A 16,285-nucleotide genomic window follows, 5' to 3' on the forward strand; every position below is an offset into this window, starting at 1 on the left:
CATTTCGTCCTTTTTTAGGACGAGATGCTTTTTTTATTTTTTAAGGAGGAAAAACAATGACACAAAAAAATGATTTTACAGAATGGTATATCCAAACGATCCAAAAAGCCGAATTGATGGCTTACTCCCCAGTGAAAGGTTCCATTATTTTCCGTCCTGACGGTTTCGAACTTTGGGAACATATTCAAGAGGAGTTCAATCGTTTCTTGAAAAAAGAAGGCATTCGCAATGCATACTTCCCAATGCTGATTCCGCAAAATTTCTTTATGAAGGAAGCGGATCATATCGAAGGCTTTGCCCCTGAATTACCTTGGGTCACAGAAGTCGGCAACGAAAAACTGGAAGAACCTTTGGCATTGCGTCCAACCTCAGAAACCATGATCGGCTCTGCCTTTTCTGATTGGATCAACTCCTACCGTGACCTGCCTTATGAAATCAATCAATGGGCAAACGTCTTTCGTTGGGAAAAGAAAACATTGCCTTTCTTGCGTACCTCAGAGTTTTTATGGCAAGAAGGTCATACCGCTCATGAAAATGAAGAAGATGCTCGTCAACGCACCATGAAAGTCTTAGATGAATATGCCCGCCTTTGCGAAGAATTCCTAGCGATCCCTGTTTATCGCGGACAAAAAACCCCATCTGAGCGCTTTGCAGGGGCAGTAGATACTTATTCGATCGAAGCGATGATGAAAGACGGCAAAGCAGTCCAAGCAGGAACCAGCCACTACATGGGTACAAAATTTGCTGAAGCATTTGATATTACGTATTTAACGAAAGAAAACAAGCATACCTATGCCCACACAACCTCTTGGGGTGTCTCTACCCGCTTGTTAGGTGCCTTGATCATGACCCATGGCGATGAAAATGGTTTAGTTTTCCCACCAACCATTGCACCAACCCAAGTTGTGTTGTTACCAGTCGGTCCTTGGAAAAAGAATCCAGCCATCTTAGAAAAATTAGAAGAACTGTATGCCAACTTTAAAGCCAAGGGCATTCGTGTTCGTTTGGATGATTCTGATAACTCACCTGGCTATAAGTTCAATGAATGGGAACTAAAAGGCTCTTGCTTGCGAATCGAATGTGGCCCAAGAGATTTAGAAGCTGGTAAAGTCATGGTCAAAGTCCGTGACCTAGCTGACAAGCAAACGGTGGCGCTTGAGGAATTAGAAGCGTTTGTTGACCAAGAATTACAAGCAATGACTCCACGTTTATTAGCAGCTGCGAAGGAACGTAACAAAGATAATGAGTACACCAACATCGATACATTGGATGAACTAAAAGCCCATATCGAAACGTGCAAACAAGAAGAAAAAGTGACTGGTTTTGTTTTGATCGGTTGGGACGGCTCGGAAGAAACCGAAGCCAAAATCAAAGAAGAAACTGGCTTTACTACCCGAAACATTCCGTTTGAAGCACCAATGGAAAAAACAGTCGATATTGTCAGCGGCAAGCCTGCCAAACACACCGTTTGGATCGCCCGCGCATACTAATTAAAAAACGAAGCGGCCAGATGGAAAAGGCTGCTTCGTTTTTTGATTAATAAATCAATGAAAGAAAATCTTCAGGCGTGATGTTGCCAAAATATTTTTTGACATCAATGTTGGCAATGACTTGTGCCAAATCTTCTTTGGCATAACGAGTACCGATCAGTGCTTGTTCTACATCTGCAATGTCCCCTAGGCCGAAAAAGTCGCCAAAGATTTTGCCATCTGTGATTTTTCCTTCTGCCACATTTAAACGAACTTCGATGGAACCGATCGGGAATCGATGACGACGTTCTATATCAAAGGCTGGTGATTTGCCGTAATTCCAATCCCAGTTACGATAATACTTATCGGAAATCTCATTGATCTTGACCCAATCCTCTTCTGTTAGTTCATAGGTTTTGACGTCTTCCACGGAATCGACACCAAAAATCTTCAATAAGATTTCTTGGCGGAACTCTTCAGTCGTCATGTCTTGCTTCTCTTTTGGCAAGAATGGTTTGATGTTGGTCACTCTTGAACGGATCGATTTGATGCCTTTTGATTCGATTTTGTCTTTACGGACTTTCAAGGCGTTGACTACTTCATTGATGTCACTGTCAAACATGATCGTGCCGTGAGCAAACATCCGGCCATTTGTTGCGTACATCGCATTCCCAGAAAACTTCATGTCATTGATCACAAGATCGTTGCGGCCTTTTAGTTGTGCCCCTTCAACCCCCATCTCATGTAAAGCTTGGACGATTGGTTTGGTCAGTTTTTCAAAATCTCTGAAAGAATTCCCATCGTCAGGCATAATAAAGCTGAAATTCAAGTTTCCGAAATCATGATAGACTGCACCGCCGCCGCTGAAACGACGAACAACATGGATCCCATGTTCATCCACATATTCCTTATTGATCTCTTCGATCGTATTTTGATTGCGTCCAATGATAATCGATGGTTCATTAATGTAAAAAAGTAAGATGGGTTCATCCACTTTCATTTCTTGAAGAAGAAAAATCTCGATGGCTAAATTGATGCGTGGGTCATTCAGTTCGTTCGGTACAAAAAGCATACTATTCGTTCCTCCTAATTAGATGATTTCAATTATTTTTTGAACAGCCGCCAATTCAACGGGGATCCCATTGGCAGCTAGTGCAGCCTCTTCTCGTAACTGTTCTAAATCACCGTGTTGCGGCAAATGCGTCAACATTAATTTTTTTACCTGTGCCGCATGGGCGATCTCCCCTGCTTCTTTTGACGTAAAATGAGCCTTGTGCCGCTCATTGCCTGCAAAAAGATAGGTATCTGCCAAAAATAGGTCAGCTCCTTGTGCAAACGGAACAAAAGATTCTAAGTAGCCAGAATCGCCTGTAAAAACAAAAACCTTGCCTGTGCTTTTCTCAACAAATCGCATGGCATAGCAAGTGACTGGATGGATCGTTTTCATAAAGGTAATGGTAAACGGGCCCAATTCCAATGACTCCGTTTGGAGGTAATCAATTCCTTGAGTCACTCCAGGCATCGTCAGGCTTTCAAAATGAACCGCATCCTCCCCATGTCCGTAGATTGGCAAAACCTGGCGTTCTTCGTTTCCTGGATATAATTGCCAATAGTATTGCAATACCCCTAGATCCGCAATATGATCGTGATGGTAATGCGTCAGAATCACTGCATCTAAGTCTAAAGGATCAAGGATTTTTTCTAGTTGGACCAAGGTGGTGCTTCCCGCATCAAGCAGCAAATGAAAGCCTTCCGACTCAACTAAATAGCCAGTAGTCCCTTCACCATTATACGGATAGGCACCTAAACAACCTAAGACAGTTATTTTCACTTGTGTTTCCTCCTCTTTGGCTCAAGCTGGTTTTCTACTTCTTTTATGCTATCACATCTCAGCTGATTTGACTAAAATCCGACCATTTTTTTGCAAAAAAAGATCGAGAAAACGAGAAAAAGACGACGTCTATTGGTAGAACCCTATGAATGAGTTTTTTACTCTATCTGCAGGGAGCCAGACCAATGGGCCGTCGTCTTTTTTGTTTATCTGATCATCGCTCGTTGTTCATTGATCAATTCCTCATAAAATACTGCATTGACTGCATAAGCGTAGGCGTTTGCCCATAGCATCCCGATCATCAGTGCCAAAAAGCCGAGAATAAACCAGCCAATCAATGATAACTGTAGCCAAATGTATTGACCCAGATGTGGACGCAAGAGCGCAAAGGCCACTTTAATTGACTGAAGAACCCCTAATTCCGGTTGATCATAGCGCAGATAGATTGCTAATTGAATCACACCAGTAACGACTTGTGACAAAAAGAAGAACAAAATGATGGAGAGAAAGGTCCCAATCACAAAAGCGACCGAGCCATTAAACATCGCCACATCAATAGAGATTCCCCGATTAAAATTGAATACCAAGTCCAAATATTGATTGAGTCCTGATAAGACAAACTGCGGCAAGAAAATCGCAAAACTCAAAAGATAATTTAAAAGCGCGCTCACTAAATTTAGTAGCAAAAACGGTACATACAGACGTTTATCAAAGACTAGAAAAATATCCCCCACCTTGATTCCTCTGCCACGAACCAGATAGAGTGCCATGATACTCAACGCTACCGAAAACGCAAAAAAGACAAAATTGTCCAAGATCAGATCGATCCAGCTCCCTGCATTGTTTGCACCAAAAGAAGTCCCAATACTACTAAAAAGCGAGCTGACCACCGCTTGTACCGCAACCGTCGCTAAAATACTTAAGACGAACGTTCCCCAGAATCCGCGCAAGGAGTTTTTGGCGGTCTCTCGAATCATTGTATTTGATCTCATAGACTCACCTTAATAACTGCGCAATTCTTTAACGGTCTTATCGTCTAAGCGGCGAACCACTTCCGTCACAAGCTTGACTGTATTGAAGTAGTCATCCTCATGAATGACAGAAGTATGAGAATGCAGGTAACGAACGGGCACGGTAATAGCGATCGAAGGGACCCCATCACGAGTCAAATGCATTTGACCAGCATCGGTTCCTCCACCAGTGATCACGGTATATTGGAAAGGAATTTCCATCTCTTCTGCGACATCGATCACAAAATTCAATAATTTCTTGTGAGGAATCATGGAAGCATCGAAAATCAGGACTTGCGGGCCTTTGCCTAACACAGAATCCGCTTCTTTTGGTGTCATTCCAGGTGTGTCCCCAGCGGTACCAGTATCTAGTGCGATCGCGATATCGGGATTCACTAAGTGAGTGCTTGTTCGCGCCCCTCTTAGGCCAACTTCTTCCATCACGTCACTGCCAGCAAACAAGCAGTTGGGATGTCCTTCGGCTGCCAAGGTTTCTAATACCCGCAGTGATACTGCCGTACCGATTCGATTGTCCCATGCTTTGGCTAATAAAAATTTGCTGTCGTTCATCCGTTTGTATTGGATATAAGGGGTGATCATATCTCCCGGACGGATCCCCCAGCCTTTGGCTTCTTCTTCACTTGAAGCGCCGATATCAATGAACATATCTTTGATATCATACGGTTTATTTCGAGTCTCTGGACTCAAGACATGGGGCGGTTTTGAACCGACGACACCGTGGATCAATTTGCCTTCATTGGTTTTGATCTCGACTTGCTGTGCCAGCATCACTTGCCCCCACCAACCACCAAGGGTCTGGAATTCAATAAAGCCTTTTTCTGTGATTTTAGTTACCATAAAGCCGACTTCATCCATATGTCCCGATATAAAAATTTTCGGTCCACCGCCATCACCAACATGTTTGGCAATGACACTTCCTAAACCATCAAAAAAGATATCTTCAGCAAAGTCTTTGGCATATTCTTTAAAGACTTCACGCACTTCCTCCTCATTCCCAGGAACCCCACGTGCAGTCGTTAGGTCTATTAAAAGCTGTTCTTCTTTTTTCTCCATCTTGCTTCCTCCTTTGTCTCATTGATTATGATTATACCATTCTCTTAATCTGGTGCCAGAGGGAAATACAAAAAGATTGGTTAAATGAAAAAACGATCCTCGTTTTGTAGTGATCCTCAAGGTTAGATTTTTTGGTCTAACTTGTAAGGTTCGCTTCAATTCTAAGGATCGTTTTATCAAGAATTCAATCAAGTTTCAATTATTCGCAGACACAGCTTGACGGTAATCAAATAGGCAAATAGATAGACGACTGCTGCAACTGCCGCAAACAAATGAGCCACCCAATACCCAGGACTGTCGATGATTTGGGTGAAGGTATTGATGGCAAAGACCGCATGCAAGATCGCCAGTAGCGTACCTGGCATAAAAATCCAGATGTTTTGCCAGTAAACGAGTTTGCGTACTTCTTTTCGGGTGTAACCTAGTTTGGTCAATAATCGGTAATTGTGTTTCTCCCGCTCGGTATTTGAAAATTGCCGAACGATCAAACTGCTGGATGTCGTGATCAAAACGATCACACCTACAAATAATGACACAAACAAAACGATTCCTGCTTGCCGCCGCACGCCGCGCATCGTTGTAAAACGATTCGCTAAGGTCAGTCGATATGCGGTCATCTGGTTATTCGCACTGGTGGAATCTCGAGCAGTCTCTGGATAAAAACGCACGCTTTTTTGGTCATCGCTAAACTCATAGGTCAAAGGATGCGTCCACTCAATCGGCAGCTCTTCATCTAGCAGCTGAGTCAAGCTCTCCGTTTGCACCTTGTCTGTTTGTAAATAAGCAACGCTATAGGTGAAGCCCTCAACTTGTTGGTACGCATCATCTTGGATGACAAGGACATTCGGCAAGGAATAGCGCAAGGCAGAATCCCCAAAATAATCCTGTTCTGCTTGAATGAGTTTGAACGTATGTTGACTGCCGATTTTGACCTCATCGCGATAGGTGATAAACGAACGAGTCACATCGTATTGACTGTCAAAAAGCACCGCTTGTTTATCGGTACTCAGTTGAATCTCCGGGGCATCGGGAACCAGTTTTCGCAGACGCTGATAATCAGAAAAAGCGACCAGATTCACCATGATATTTTCAATATTTTCGTCTTGCAACTCTCCAAGGTAACGGGTTTGAACCGTCATATTGGTCATTTTATAGGGAATCGATTGTTCGGCAATAATCGGTGTATCGGCTTTTTCTAAAAGGTCCCGCAAGGTATCTGCCTGCTCTTCTGACACTTGAAAGGACGTTGGGTAAATGCGGTTCGTTGCTTGATAGTTTAATGAGATGACCCCCATCGTTCCCCCGATCAGGGAGATTGCGATCGCTGTGATGATCGTCAAAAGCGCATAGCTTTTCCACGTTCTTTGCAAGTAAGCCCGCACGTTATTGTAAGCAATCAGTTTCGCCCCTTTGATAAGACGTTTTTTCGGCTTGCTCAAAAAATATAACAATGCTGGCAAGGAGCAATCAAAAAAAAGATAGGTTGCCGTCACACAGCAAAACAGAATCAATAAAGGAATCCATAAAATTGCTGAAAAATCTTGCGTATACGTGATATAGTTGGTCCACGTTTCCCGCAAGGTCAAAGACAGATAGTAGCCTACCCCTAGTAGAATCAGACCTAGAACCCCCATTAATGAACGAAACGGGGTCATTTTCATTTTCTTGATCGGTAAGCGGTATTCAGTCTTGATCAGCTCACTCATTGGGGTACGCCATACAAAAAGGATCACTTGAATACTCAAAATAATCATCGCCGCGATAAAGACAAAAACCGTTGAAAAAATCGATTGGGGTGAATTAAAGAAATGACTCGTTAAATTCAAGCCCATCGCTCGAATCAAAATCATAGAAAAAAATTTCGAAAAAATAATCCCCATAAAGATGCCGGTCACTAAAGAGAAAAAGTTCAATAGAAACGTTTCCCGCAGCAACAGCCAAGCCAGACGACCTTGCCGCAGCCCCAAAAGCTGGTAAACACTGATTTCTTTTTGCCGCTGACTAAGAAAAAAATGATTGGCACTCAGCATAAAAAACAAGACGACAAAGGCAACCACACTGCTGCCGAATCCTAGAACCCCTTCAATGCGGATATCTTGCTGGACCCGTTGATTCAGCAGACGATCATTCATCAAGGCGTTAAAGGAATAAAAAATCATCACAGCGGTCATCATACAAATAAAGTACACCATATAGTTGCGAAACTGCCGTAAAAAACTCCGCCAGCCGATTTTAAACAACATGGCGCGGACCGCCTCCAATCGTTGCCTGCATATCGATGATTTTTTCAAAAAATTCCTGACGCCCGCCTTTTCTGACGACTTCTGCAAAGAAGACACCGTCTCGGATGAATAAAATTCGGTTGCAGTAGCTGGCGGTGAAAGGATCATGGGTGACCATCAAGATCGTTGTTTTCTCTTGTTGATTGATTTGTGCTAAATACCGTAATAATTCTGTCGCCGCTTTTGAATCAAGGGCGCCAGTGGGTTCATCAGCAAAAAGGACCGCCGGACGACTAATGATTGCTCGAGCAGCAGCGACCCGCTGTTTTTGCCCTACAGACAATTCTTCTGGGTAGCGATCTAACAAGTGGTCGATTCCTAACAAATTGGCCGTTTGTTCAATGCGCTCTTGGGTTTCACTCACGGGCAAACGATCAATGGCAAGGGGAAGCAAGATATTGTCTCTGGCAGTCAACGTCTCTAAAAGATTAAAGTCTTGAAAGATAAAACCGATCTGCTGACGACGAAAATCACTGAGGGCTTTTTCCGACATTCGGGTAATGTCTTTGCCATCGATATAGATCGAGCCTAAGCTAGGTCGCATGATTGAAGACAACAGATTCATCAAGGTCGTTTTCCCAGCGCCGCTGGGCCCCATGACCCCGACAAATTCTCCTTGATCCACTGCAAAAGAAAGGTTATCTAATACTTTGGTTTGATTGAAACGAGTGCCGTAACTTTTGGTCAGATGCTTCACATCAATCATATTTTTCACATAGAACCCTCCTTTAATAAAATTCTCTCCTTATGGTAGCATACTTTTTCATTGAATACTTCTGCTTCAAAACAGAGAAAAAATAAATTTAAAAAAGTTTTTTATTCATTATGTGAAACATGGAACAACCAAATCCTTAATCTTATCAGTTTTCCCAGAAAACACCCCAATGAATATACACCATATATTGTGTATATCCAATTTACCACCCCTTATCCACCACTATATATAGTTGCTCATTTCTACAATTTGTTTTATTATATTGAGGAAGATAAGGAGTGGTAGAAATGATGAACATTAAGAGAAATCCTGAGCAAGGGTTGGAAAGACAGTCCGCTTTGCGTCAGTTAAAAATCGTTAAACGTGATGGACGGCTTGTCGATTTTGATGATCAAAAAATTTACGATGCGTTAGTGAAAGCCCTAAGAAAAATCAACGGCGAGCTTTCTCCCATCGACCACGAAAAAATCACCGAGATCGTTGACAGTGTCGATCACGAGATCGCGGAACGTTTTCGTACGAATGTAAAAATCTATGAGATCCAAAATATCGTCGAGCATATCTTATTAGCAAAAAACGAGTATGCCTTGGCTGAAGAATATATCAACTATCGGACCCATCGTGATTTCGAGCGCAGCAAAGCCACAGACATCAACTTTACGATCAACAAATTGATGAATAAAGATCAATCGGTCGTCAATGAAAATGCCAATAAAGATAGCAATGTGTTCAATACACAACGTGATTTGACCGCTGGGATCGTAGGAAAATCGATCGGTTTGAAAATGCTCCCTCCTCACGTGGCAAATGCTCACCAAAAAGGCGACATTCATTACCATGACTTGGATTATCATCCTTACACCCCAATGACCAACTGCTGCTTGATCGATTTTAAAGGCATGCTGAATAATGGGTTTAAAATTGGGAACGCCGAAGTGGAATCGCCAAAATCGATCCAAACGGCCACCGCTCAAATCTCACAAATCATTGCAAACGTAGCATCGAGTCAATATGGCGGCTGTTCTGCTGATCGAACAGATGAATTATTGGCTCCTTTTGCTGAGTTGAATTATCAAAAGCATCTAAAAGATGCCGAAGAATGGATCGAGTCGCCTGAACGTCGGGAAGCTTATGCGAAGAGCAAAACGCGCAAAGATATCTACGATGCAATGCAAAGTCTAGAATACGAAATCAATACGTTATTCACCTCAAACGGACAAACGCCGTTTACTTCCCTTGGGTTTGGTTTAGGAACCAACTGGTTCGAACGGGAGATCCAACGAGCGATTCTCCAAATTCGCATCAACGGGTTAGGCAGTGAGAAGCGTACCGCTATTTTTCCAAAATTGATCTTTAGTATTCGCCGTGGCGTCAACTTGGCCCCTACCGATCCGAACTATGATATTAAAGAACTGGCTTTAGAGTGTGCCACCAAACGGATGTATCCTGATATTTTGAATTATGATAAATTGGTTGAATTGACCGGCAGCTTTAAAGTGCCGATGGGCTGTCGTTCTTTCTTGCAAGGCTGGAAAAACGAACGTGGCGAAGAAGTCAATGTTGGTCGGATGAATCTAGGTGTCGTAACATTGAATATTCCTCGGATCGCCTTAGAAGCAAATGGTGATCAAGAAAAATTCTGGACGCTGCTGGAAGATCGTCTGCAAATCGTAAAGGATGCTCTTGTCTATCGGGTGGAGCGCTGTAAAGAAGCCAGCCCTGCGAATGCGCCGATCCTTTATATGTATGGGGCTTTCGGTGAACGTTTGGATCGCAAAGACAATGTGAATGAACTATTCAAAAACAAACGTGCTACTGTTTCTCTTGGATATATCGGTTTGTATGAAGCTGCTTCGGCTTTTTATGGTGGAACATGGGAACAAGATCCAGAAGCAAAAGCCTTTACCCTAGCGATCGTGAAAGAATTGAAAGCTCATGCAGATGCTTGGGGCGATGAATACGGCTATCATTTCAGCGTATATTCGACGCCTAGTGAAAGCCTGACTGATCGTTTCTGCCGCTTGGATACCGAAAAATTCGGTGAAGTTGAAAACATTACCGACAAAGAATACTACACCAACAGCTTCCACTATGATGTGCGGAAAAATCCGACACCATTTGAAAAACTTGATTTTGAAAAAGAGTATCCAAAATACTGTTCTGGCGGGTTTATTCATTACTGCGAATACCCAGTCTTGCAGCAAAATCCAAAAGCGTTAGAAGCGGTATGGGATTACGCTTATGATCGGGTCGCCTATCTTGGAACAAATACCCCTATCGATCACTGTTATGAGTGTGGGTATGAAGGAGATTTCAATCCAACCGAACGGGGCTTCGAATGCCCGCAATGCGGCAATCATGACCCAAAAAGTTGTGACGTCGTCAAAAGAACCTGTGGGTATCTTGGAAATCCTCAAGCTCGTCCAATGGTCAATGGACGGCACAAAGAAATTTCTGCCCGGGTCAAACATTTGCAAGAATAAACGAAAAAGGAGTGCTAGATTTCTTCTACACTCCTTTTCTTGAAGACCAATCCCTGTAATTCATGATAGAAAGAAGTTTTCTTATGAGAAATCCGAAACCTAAAGAATGGCAAGCCAAAGAATATAGCCAAAATTATATTGCTGATTACAAAGCCTTCAACTTTGTTGATGGTGAAGGCATTCGAAATAGTTTATACGTGAGCGGCTGTCTCTTTGCTTGTGAAGGATGTTTTAACAAAGCGGTCCAAAACTTTCGCTATGGTACACCTTTTACGCAAGAACTAGAGGATCGAATCATCGAAGATCTGCGGCATGATTATGTCCAAGGGCTGACCCTCCTAGGCGGCGAACCTTTCTTGAACACAACAGTCTGTCTGAAAGTCGTTGATCGGGTTCGTGCTGAATTTGGGCACAGCAAAGATATTTGGAGCTGGTCAGGCTACACCTATGAAGAATTGCTTTTGGAAACACCCGATAAATTGGAACTTTTATCCAATATCGATATTTTAGTCGACGGTCGTTTTGAACTGAGCAAACGAAATTTAAACTTGCAGTTTCGCGGCAGCAGCAATCAACGAATCATTGATCTTGCTGCATCTCGGGAACAAGGAAAAGCGGTTATCTGGGCAAAGTGCAAAGATGCTGAAGCAAGCTACGAACAAATCAAAAAACAAATTTAAAAACTAAAAACACCGTGCATCTTGAGGTGACCCCAAAAGTTAGACCAAAAAATCGAACTTTTGGCGGTCACCTCCTCTTCCTTCAAAGATGATGCACGGTGTTTTTTTATGTTATCTCAACTCAGTGACCAAGCTTTTTACAGGTATTTACTTGCTTCACGAATCGTCAAAGGCGCCAGACTTGTTTGATAGCGAAGCAGAAAGTCTTGGACCCACTGAGGATTCGTCTTGGCATAATCTCGTAAGCTCCAACCAATGGCTTTGTTGATAAAGAATTCAGAACTCCCCAAATTATTGACGAGGACCTCTTCAAGCAGTGGTTGATCCATCTGTTCTTTTTGCAGCAGTTGATGGAGTATTGCCACTCGCCGCAGCCAAAGATTTTCCTCAAGACTCCAGCGAAGCATTTCAGCTTTTAACGCTGGCAGTCGGCGAACTAGTTTTCTGACAACCTCACTTAGGACGTCCACGCTATCCCACCAAGCTTTTGTTATGACTAGCTGTTCAATTTTTGCCAGATCGATGGCCGCTAGAAACGGCTCCATCACCACTAAATAATCAATCGCAAGGTATTGGTGTTCCCGATAGCTGCTTTGCCAACAATGATCGATAAAGTCCCAATCAACCGTTTTCGTTTGTTTTGCAGCTTTGAAGGTCGCTTTCTCCTGCTGGCGGCGCAACGGCGTAGGAATGCCTAAAAAATCAAACTGATGCCGCATGTAGGCGGCCATTTTTTCACTTCGCTCCTGATTAGCCAATCCTGTCATCGTGTCATATACTTGATAGAGTGTCATTTTGCTCCTCCTCTTCAGCCTACTGCTCGTCAGATAGTTGCCATAAGGGCAGTACAATATTTTCATAGGTCAGTGGATCAAGATTTGTGACGGTGATCCCCAAAAGACGGATGCCTTTTTCCAGACCTAAAATTTCTTCCCAAATCAGACTTGCTTCGGAAAATAGCTGTTCTTTTTTATGAACATAGGTTGGCAAGGTCACTCGCTTGGTGATCGTAGAGTAATCACTGTAACGAACTTTCAACACGACCGTCTTGCCATGTTTTTGTGTGCGCTTCAGTGATCTTTCGACTTCTTCTGCGATAGCCCGTAACTGGCTCAATACTTGTTCTTCACTGGTTAATGGATTGCCGTATGTATGCTCTTTTCCAACTGATTTCCGTTCTCTGGTCACACTAACTGGGGAATCATGGATCCCTCTAACTTTCCGATACAAGGAATACCCCATTTTGCCAAATTCACGAATCAGCGCCATCTCACTCCAGTCATACAGATCAGCTCCTGTAAAAATACCTAACTCATGCATCCGCGGAACAGTTTTCTTCCCGATCCCGTGAAATTTATCAATGGGTAATTGTTGCAAAAAGGCCACTGCCTCATCTGGCATCACCACCGTCAATCCTCGTGGTTTATAATAATCCGAAGACAGTTTTGCCAAGAATTTGTTGTAACTGACTCCTGCCGAACAGGTCAGATGAATCTCTTGCCAGATGTCTCGTTGAATCAAACGAGCGATCTTAATTGCTGAAGGACAATTGATCTTGTTGACTGTGACATCTAGATACGCTTCATCAATAGAAACTGGTTCGATGATGTCGGTGTATCGATGAAAAATTTCTCTGACTTGATGGGACACTTCACGATACTTTTGATGATTTCCCGGTTTAAAAATCGCTTGCGGACAAAGCTCATAGGCTTTTTGCGCACTCATTGCCGAGTGGATGCCATATTGTCGTGCCAGATAATTGGCGGTCGTGACCACTCCTCGTCCGCCAGTATCACTTGGGTGACGGGCAATGACGAGGGGATGCTTGGCAAGCTCTGGATCATCCCGTTCTTCCACCGAAGCAAAAAAAGCATCCATATCAATATGAATAATTTTGCGGCTCGTATCATTTTTTAAGGGAAATTGCAGTTCCGACATCGTTGTTCACCTCACTTCTTATTATAAACGAACAGAGGTTCCCTATCAAGCAAGGAATCGAGGGAAGCACGCAAAAAGGACCAATCTTCATTGGTCCTTTCTTCTACATTCACTGCTTTTGCGGCCCTCTTCATGGTCCAAGAAGTTCTACTATAAGGCAGCTTCCCCTCGTTCATTAGTGCGAATCCGAATCGCTTCTTCCAACGGGTAGACGAATATTTTGCCGTCACCGACTTCATCTGTCCGACAGATCGATACAATCAGCTCAATCACCGCATCGACTTTTTCATCTGCTAAAACAAAACGGACATTTACTTTTGGTAAAAGAGTTGTGATCACTTCTTGGCCACGAATAAACTCTTTGAGGCCTTTTTGATTGCCACAGCCCAGCACTTGACTGACTGTCATGCCGCTGATCAAATCAGACTGATCAAAAGCGGCCTTTAGTTCTTCTAATTTTTCTTGGCGAATAATCGCTTCAACTTTTTTCATGACTGCTCCTCCACTCTTAAGAATCTAACCCCATAAAGGTAGGATAGGCCGTTTCGTCATGTTCGATCCGATCCATCCCCACTGCTTCTTCTTGTTGCGATACGCGAATCGGCATTACCCATTTGATCAAAGTGATAATGACAAAGGATAAGATACCTGCAAATAGAATCGTAAATACGATACTTTCGGCTTGTGCGAGAAAAAGATCAACGCCGCCATAGAGCAATCCTGACCGTCCACCCACTGCTGGATCCGCAAAGATCCCTGTCATCAAACCACCGAAGATCCCACCTACGCCATGGCAGCCAAAGGCATCCAGCGCATCATCTAATCCTAGACGATGTTTGATGACAGAAATAAAGAAGTAGCAAAACGGACTGACTAAAGCGCCAATGATAAAGGAAGACCAAAGCGAGACAAATCCCGCACCTGGTGTGATGGCAACTAAGCCCACGACGGCTCCAGTACACGCACCAACGATCGTCGGTTTGCCCAACACGATTTTTTCGATCAGCATCCAAGAAAGCATCGCACTGGCTGCTGCCGTATTCGTGGTCATTAGGGCGTGGATCGCTAGACCATCAGCTGCTAACGCAGAGCCAGCATTAAAGCCAAACCAGCCAAACCATAAAAGGCCAGCACCTAGTACAACAAAGGGAATATTATGAGGACGATATTCGGTTTGATGAAATTCTCGCCGCTTACCGACAACGATCGCTAAGACTAACCCACTGATACCCGAACTGATATGAACGACATTGCCTCCCGCAAAATCAATCGAGCCGATCGCATCTAAAAAACCGCCGCCCCATACCATATGTGCCATTGGAAAATACACGAGAACTAGCCAGAAGCCGATAAATAGGAAAATAGCTGAGAAACGCATTCTGCCCACGACAGATCCAGTAATGATCGCCGTTGTGATCAAGGCAAACATCATTTGAAAGGCCGCAAATAACCCTTCAGGAATCCCTTCTCCTTCTGTCATCGAGACATGATTGAAAAAGACTTTATCTAAATTCCCAATAAATGAGCCTGTGCCGCTAAAAGATAAGGTATACCCTAAAGCGACCCATAGCACAGACGCCAAGCCCATCGTACAAATCACCATCATCATGGTATTGAGGATGTTTTTGCGACGTTCCAATCCTCCGTAAAAAAATGCCAATGCTGGAGTCATAAGAAAAACCATGCCGCTACAAATTAAAATAAATGCAATATTCCCTGTGTTCATTTTTGACGCCTCCTTTTCTTTATGTTAGCTATCCTAACATCATATTTTCAAATAATCTAGATTTTTCTGAGAAAACCGTGAATTTTCTGAAAATAGCTAACTATTGATGTCAGATAATTTAACACAAGTCCGAAAAAAGACAAAAAAATACCGAGAGAATTCTCGGTATGATTACGTTTCTAATTGATGGTAGGCTTGATAAACAAGCTGTTTCTTCACTTGATTGCGTTTAGCCACTTCTTTGATGGCTTCTTTCGAAGACAAGTCTGCCTCTTCCATCAAGGCTGCCACCTGTTCAGCATAGCTTCCTTCATAAACGACTTCAGGGATTTCAGAAGCGCCTTCCACTAATAGACAGCATTCCCCTTTGATTGGTTGTTGGTCGAGGTATTCAATCAATTCTGAAAAGGTCCCTCGCAAGTATTCTTCGTGGATTTTCGTCAATTCACGGCAGATAACTGCTTGACGTTCTCCCAATACCTCTTTCATCGTTTCGATCGTCGCTGCGATTCGATACGGTGACTCATAAAAAATCATCGTAGCTTTTTGGCTTGCCAATTCACTTAACGCTTGCTTTTGTTCTTTTTTCTTACGAGGTAAAAAGCCATAAAAAAGATTCGGCTGCGGTGATAAGCCAGAAGCGATCAGCGCGGTCAAACCAGCCGTAGGACCTGGGAGCGCAATCACTGCGATTCCTTCGACCAAGCACGCCTTGACTAATTCATGACCTGGATCACTAATGGAGGGCATACCAGCATCACTGCATTGGGCAATAGTCTTGCCCATTTGCAGCTGTTCTATCAGCTGTGGCACCCGTTCTTTATAATTGTGTTCATGTAAGCTTTTTTGCGGTGTCGCAATCTCAAAATGATTCAACAATTTCTGGGTATTTCGAGTATCTTCACTTGCGATCAGGTCCGCTTCTTTTAAAATTTTGACACATCGGAACGTCATATCTTCCAAGTTACCGATCGGTGTTGGAACAAGATACAGTTTTCCACTGTCTTGTTTATAACTTTGCTGCTTTTGCATGTACTGCTCCTTTCGAAAAAAAGACCAGCAGAAACTGATCTTTTT

The 16,285-nt window shown here is 43.2% G+C and carries 14 protein-coding genes and 1 other annotated feature (1 of these 15 cut by a window edge); of the genes, 3 read left to right on the forward strand and 11 right to left on the reverse strand.

The annotated features are described in order from the left end of the window. Positions 1–15 (forward strand) — a binding site (T-box leader); it begins 190 nt to the left of the window's first position. Positions 16–56: 41 nt separating this feature from the next. Next, positions 57–1,490 (forward strand): proline--tRNA ligase, encoded by a 1,434-nt coding sequence (gene proS / locus ACTW1R_RS10020; protein WP_271814779.1) that lies wholly within the window; start codon positions 57–59, stop codon positions 1,488–1,490. 46 nt (positions 1,491–1,536) lie between these two features. On the opposite strand, the gene lplA is transcribed toward proS, so the two are convergent. From lplA to ACTW1R_RS10050, 6 genes are all read right to left on the reverse strand, one after another. Next, on the reverse strand, positions 1,537–2,541 hold the full coding sequence (lplA, locus tag ACTW1R_RS10025; protein WP_375826609.1) for a lipoate--protein ligase: 1,005 nt from the start codon (positions 2,539–2,541) through the stop codon (positions 1,537–1,539). 18 nt (positions 2,542–2,559) lie between these two features. Further along, the gene (locus ACTW1R_RS10030) at positions 2,560–3,300 is read right to left on the reverse strand and encodes an MBL fold metallo-hydrolase (RefSeq protein ID WP_016610950.1); all 741 of its coding nucleotides are present in this window, start codon (positions 3,298–3,300) and stop codon (positions 2,560–2,562) included. 206 nt (positions 3,301–3,506) lie between these two features. Next, positions 3,507–4,292 carry a DUF975 family protein gene (locus ACTW1R_RS10035; protein WP_249686378.1) on the reverse strand — a complete coding sequence of 262 codons (786 nt, stop codon included), beginning with the start codon at positions 4,290–4,292 and terminating at the stop codon, positions 3,507–3,509. A 9-nt stretch (positions 4,293–4,301) separates the two neighbouring features. Then, the gene (locus ACTW1R_RS10040; protein WP_375826610.1) at positions 4,302–5,384 is read right to left on the reverse strand and encodes a M42 family metallopeptidase; all 1,083 of its coding nucleotides are present in this window, start codon (positions 5,382–5,384) and stop codon (positions 4,302–4,304) included. 188 nt (positions 5,385–5,572) lie between these two features. Continuing rightward, on the reverse strand, positions 5,573–7,627 hold the full coding sequence (locus tag ACTW1R_RS10045; protein ID WP_375806855.1) for an FtsX-like permease family protein: 2,055 nt from the start codon (positions 7,625–7,627) through the stop codon (positions 5,573–5,575). Further along, positions 7,617–8,381 carry an ABC transporter ATP-binding protein gene (locus ACTW1R_RS10050; protein ID WP_375806856.1) on the reverse strand — a complete coding sequence of 255 codons (765 nt, stop codon included), beginning with the start codon at positions 8,379–8,381 and terminating at the stop codon, positions 7,617–7,619. Before ACTW1R_RS10050 ends, ACTW1R_RS10045 begins: the two co-directional genes overlap by 11 nt. A 287-nt stretch (positions 8,382–8,668) precedes the next feature. Between ACTW1R_RS10050 and nrdD the strand changes: the two genes are divergently transcribed. Together nrdD and nrdG are read left to right on the forward strand one after the other, a co-directional pair. Further along, the gene (gene nrdD / locus ACTW1R_RS10055) at positions 8,669–10,864 is read left to right on the forward strand and encodes an anaerobic ribonucleoside-triphosphate reductase (protein WP_034869343.1); all 2,196 of its coding nucleotides are present in this window, start codon (positions 8,669–8,671) and stop codon (positions 10,862–10,864) included. A gap of 83 nt (positions 10,865–10,947) precedes the next feature. Further along, a complete protein-coding gene (nrdG, locus tag ACTW1R_RS10060) occupies positions 10,948–11,544 on the forward strand; it encodes an anaerobic ribonucleoside-triphosphate reductase activating protein (RefSeq protein WP_375826611.1) in 597 nt (198 codons plus the stop codon). 137 nt (positions 11,545–11,681) lie between these two features. On the opposite strand, the gene ACTW1R_RS10065 is transcribed toward nrdG, so the two are convergent. The 5 genes from ACTW1R_RS10065 to rsmI form a co-directional block, all read right to left on the reverse strand. Next, the gene (locus tag ACTW1R_RS10065) at positions 11,682–12,338 is read right to left on the reverse strand and encodes a DNA alkylation repair protein (protein ID WP_375826612.1); all 657 of its coding nucleotides are present in this window, start codon (positions 12,336–12,338) and stop codon (positions 11,682–11,684) included. Positions 12,339–12,357: 19 nt separating this feature from the next. Beyond that, on the reverse strand, positions 12,358–13,482 hold the full coding sequence (dinB, locus tag ACTW1R_RS10070) for a DNA polymerase IV (RefSeq protein WP_375826613.1): 1,125 nt from the start codon (positions 13,480–13,482) through the stop codon (positions 12,358–12,360). A 150-nt stretch (positions 13,483–13,632) separates the two neighbouring features. After that, positions 13,633–13,974: a P-II family nitrogen regulator gene (locus ACTW1R_RS10075; RefSeq protein WP_375826614.1), complete on the reverse strand. Its 342-nt coding sequence runs from the start codon at positions 13,972–13,974 to the stop codon at positions 13,633–13,635. A gap of 16 nt (positions 13,975–13,990) precedes the next feature. Next, positions 13,991–15,208, reverse strand: a complete 1,218-nt coding sequence (locus ACTW1R_RS10080) for an ammonium transporter (RefSeq protein ID WP_005229828.1) — start codon at positions 15,206–15,208, stop codon at positions 13,991–13,993. 171 nt (positions 15,209–15,379) lie between these two features. After that, entirely contained in the window at positions 15,380–16,240 is an 861-nt protein-coding gene (gene rsmI / locus ACTW1R_RS10085; protein WP_128489222.1) for a 16S rRNA (cytidine(1402)-2'-O)-methyltransferase, read from the reverse strand. Positions 16,241–16,285: the final 45 nt, after the last annotated feature.

This window comes from Enterococcus sp. R12 (assembly GCF_058135755.1).

Bases quoted from the DNA above. Each gene is read 5' to 3' on its own strand.
- proS (WP_271814779.1), top strand. From the start codon at position 57: ATGACACAAAAAAATGATTTTACAGAATGGTATATCCAAACGATCCAA.
- ACTW1R_RS10045 (WP_375806855.1), bottom strand. From the start codon at position 7,627: ATGTTGTTTAAAATCGGCTGGCGGAGTTTTTTACGGCAGTTTCGCAAC.
- lplA (WP_375826609.1), bottom strand. From the start codon at position 2,541: ATGCTTTTTGTACCGAACGAACTGAATGACCCACGCATCAATTTAGCC.
- ACTW1R_RS10065 (WP_375826612.1), bottom strand. From the start codon at position 12,338: ATGACACTCTATCAAGTATATGACACGATGACAGGATTGGCTAATCAG.
- ACTW1R_RS10075 (WP_375826614.1), bottom strand. From the start codon at position 13,974: ATGAAAAAAGTTGAAGCGATTATTCGCCAAGAAAAATTAGAAGAACTA.
- nrdD (WP_034869343.1), top strand. From the start codon at position 8,669: ATGATGAACATTAAGAGAAATCCTGAGCAAGGGTTGGAAAGACAGTCC.
- nrdG (WP_375826611.1), top strand. From the start codon at position 10,948: ATGAGAAATCCGAAACCTAAAGAATGGCAAGCCAAAGAATATAGCCAA.
- rsmI (WP_128489222.1), bottom strand. From the start codon at position 16,240: ATGCAAAAGCAGCAAAGTTATAAACAAGACAGTGGAAAACTGTATCTT.
- ACTW1R_RS10080 (WP_005229828.1), bottom strand. From the start codon at position 15,208: ATGAACACAGGGAATATTGCATTTATTTTAATTTGTAGCGGCATGGTT.
- ACTW1R_RS10040 (WP_375826610.1), bottom strand. From the start codon at position 5,384: ATGGAGAAAAAAGAAGAACAGCTTTTAATAGACCTAACGACTGCACGT.
- dinB (WP_375826613.1), bottom strand. From the start codon at position 13,482: ATGTCGGAACTGCAATTTCCCTTAAAAAATGATACGAGCCGCAAAATT.
- ACTW1R_RS10035 (WP_249686378.1), bottom strand. From the start codon at position 4,292: ATGAGATCAAATACAATGATTCGAGAGACCGCCAAAAACTCCTTGCGC.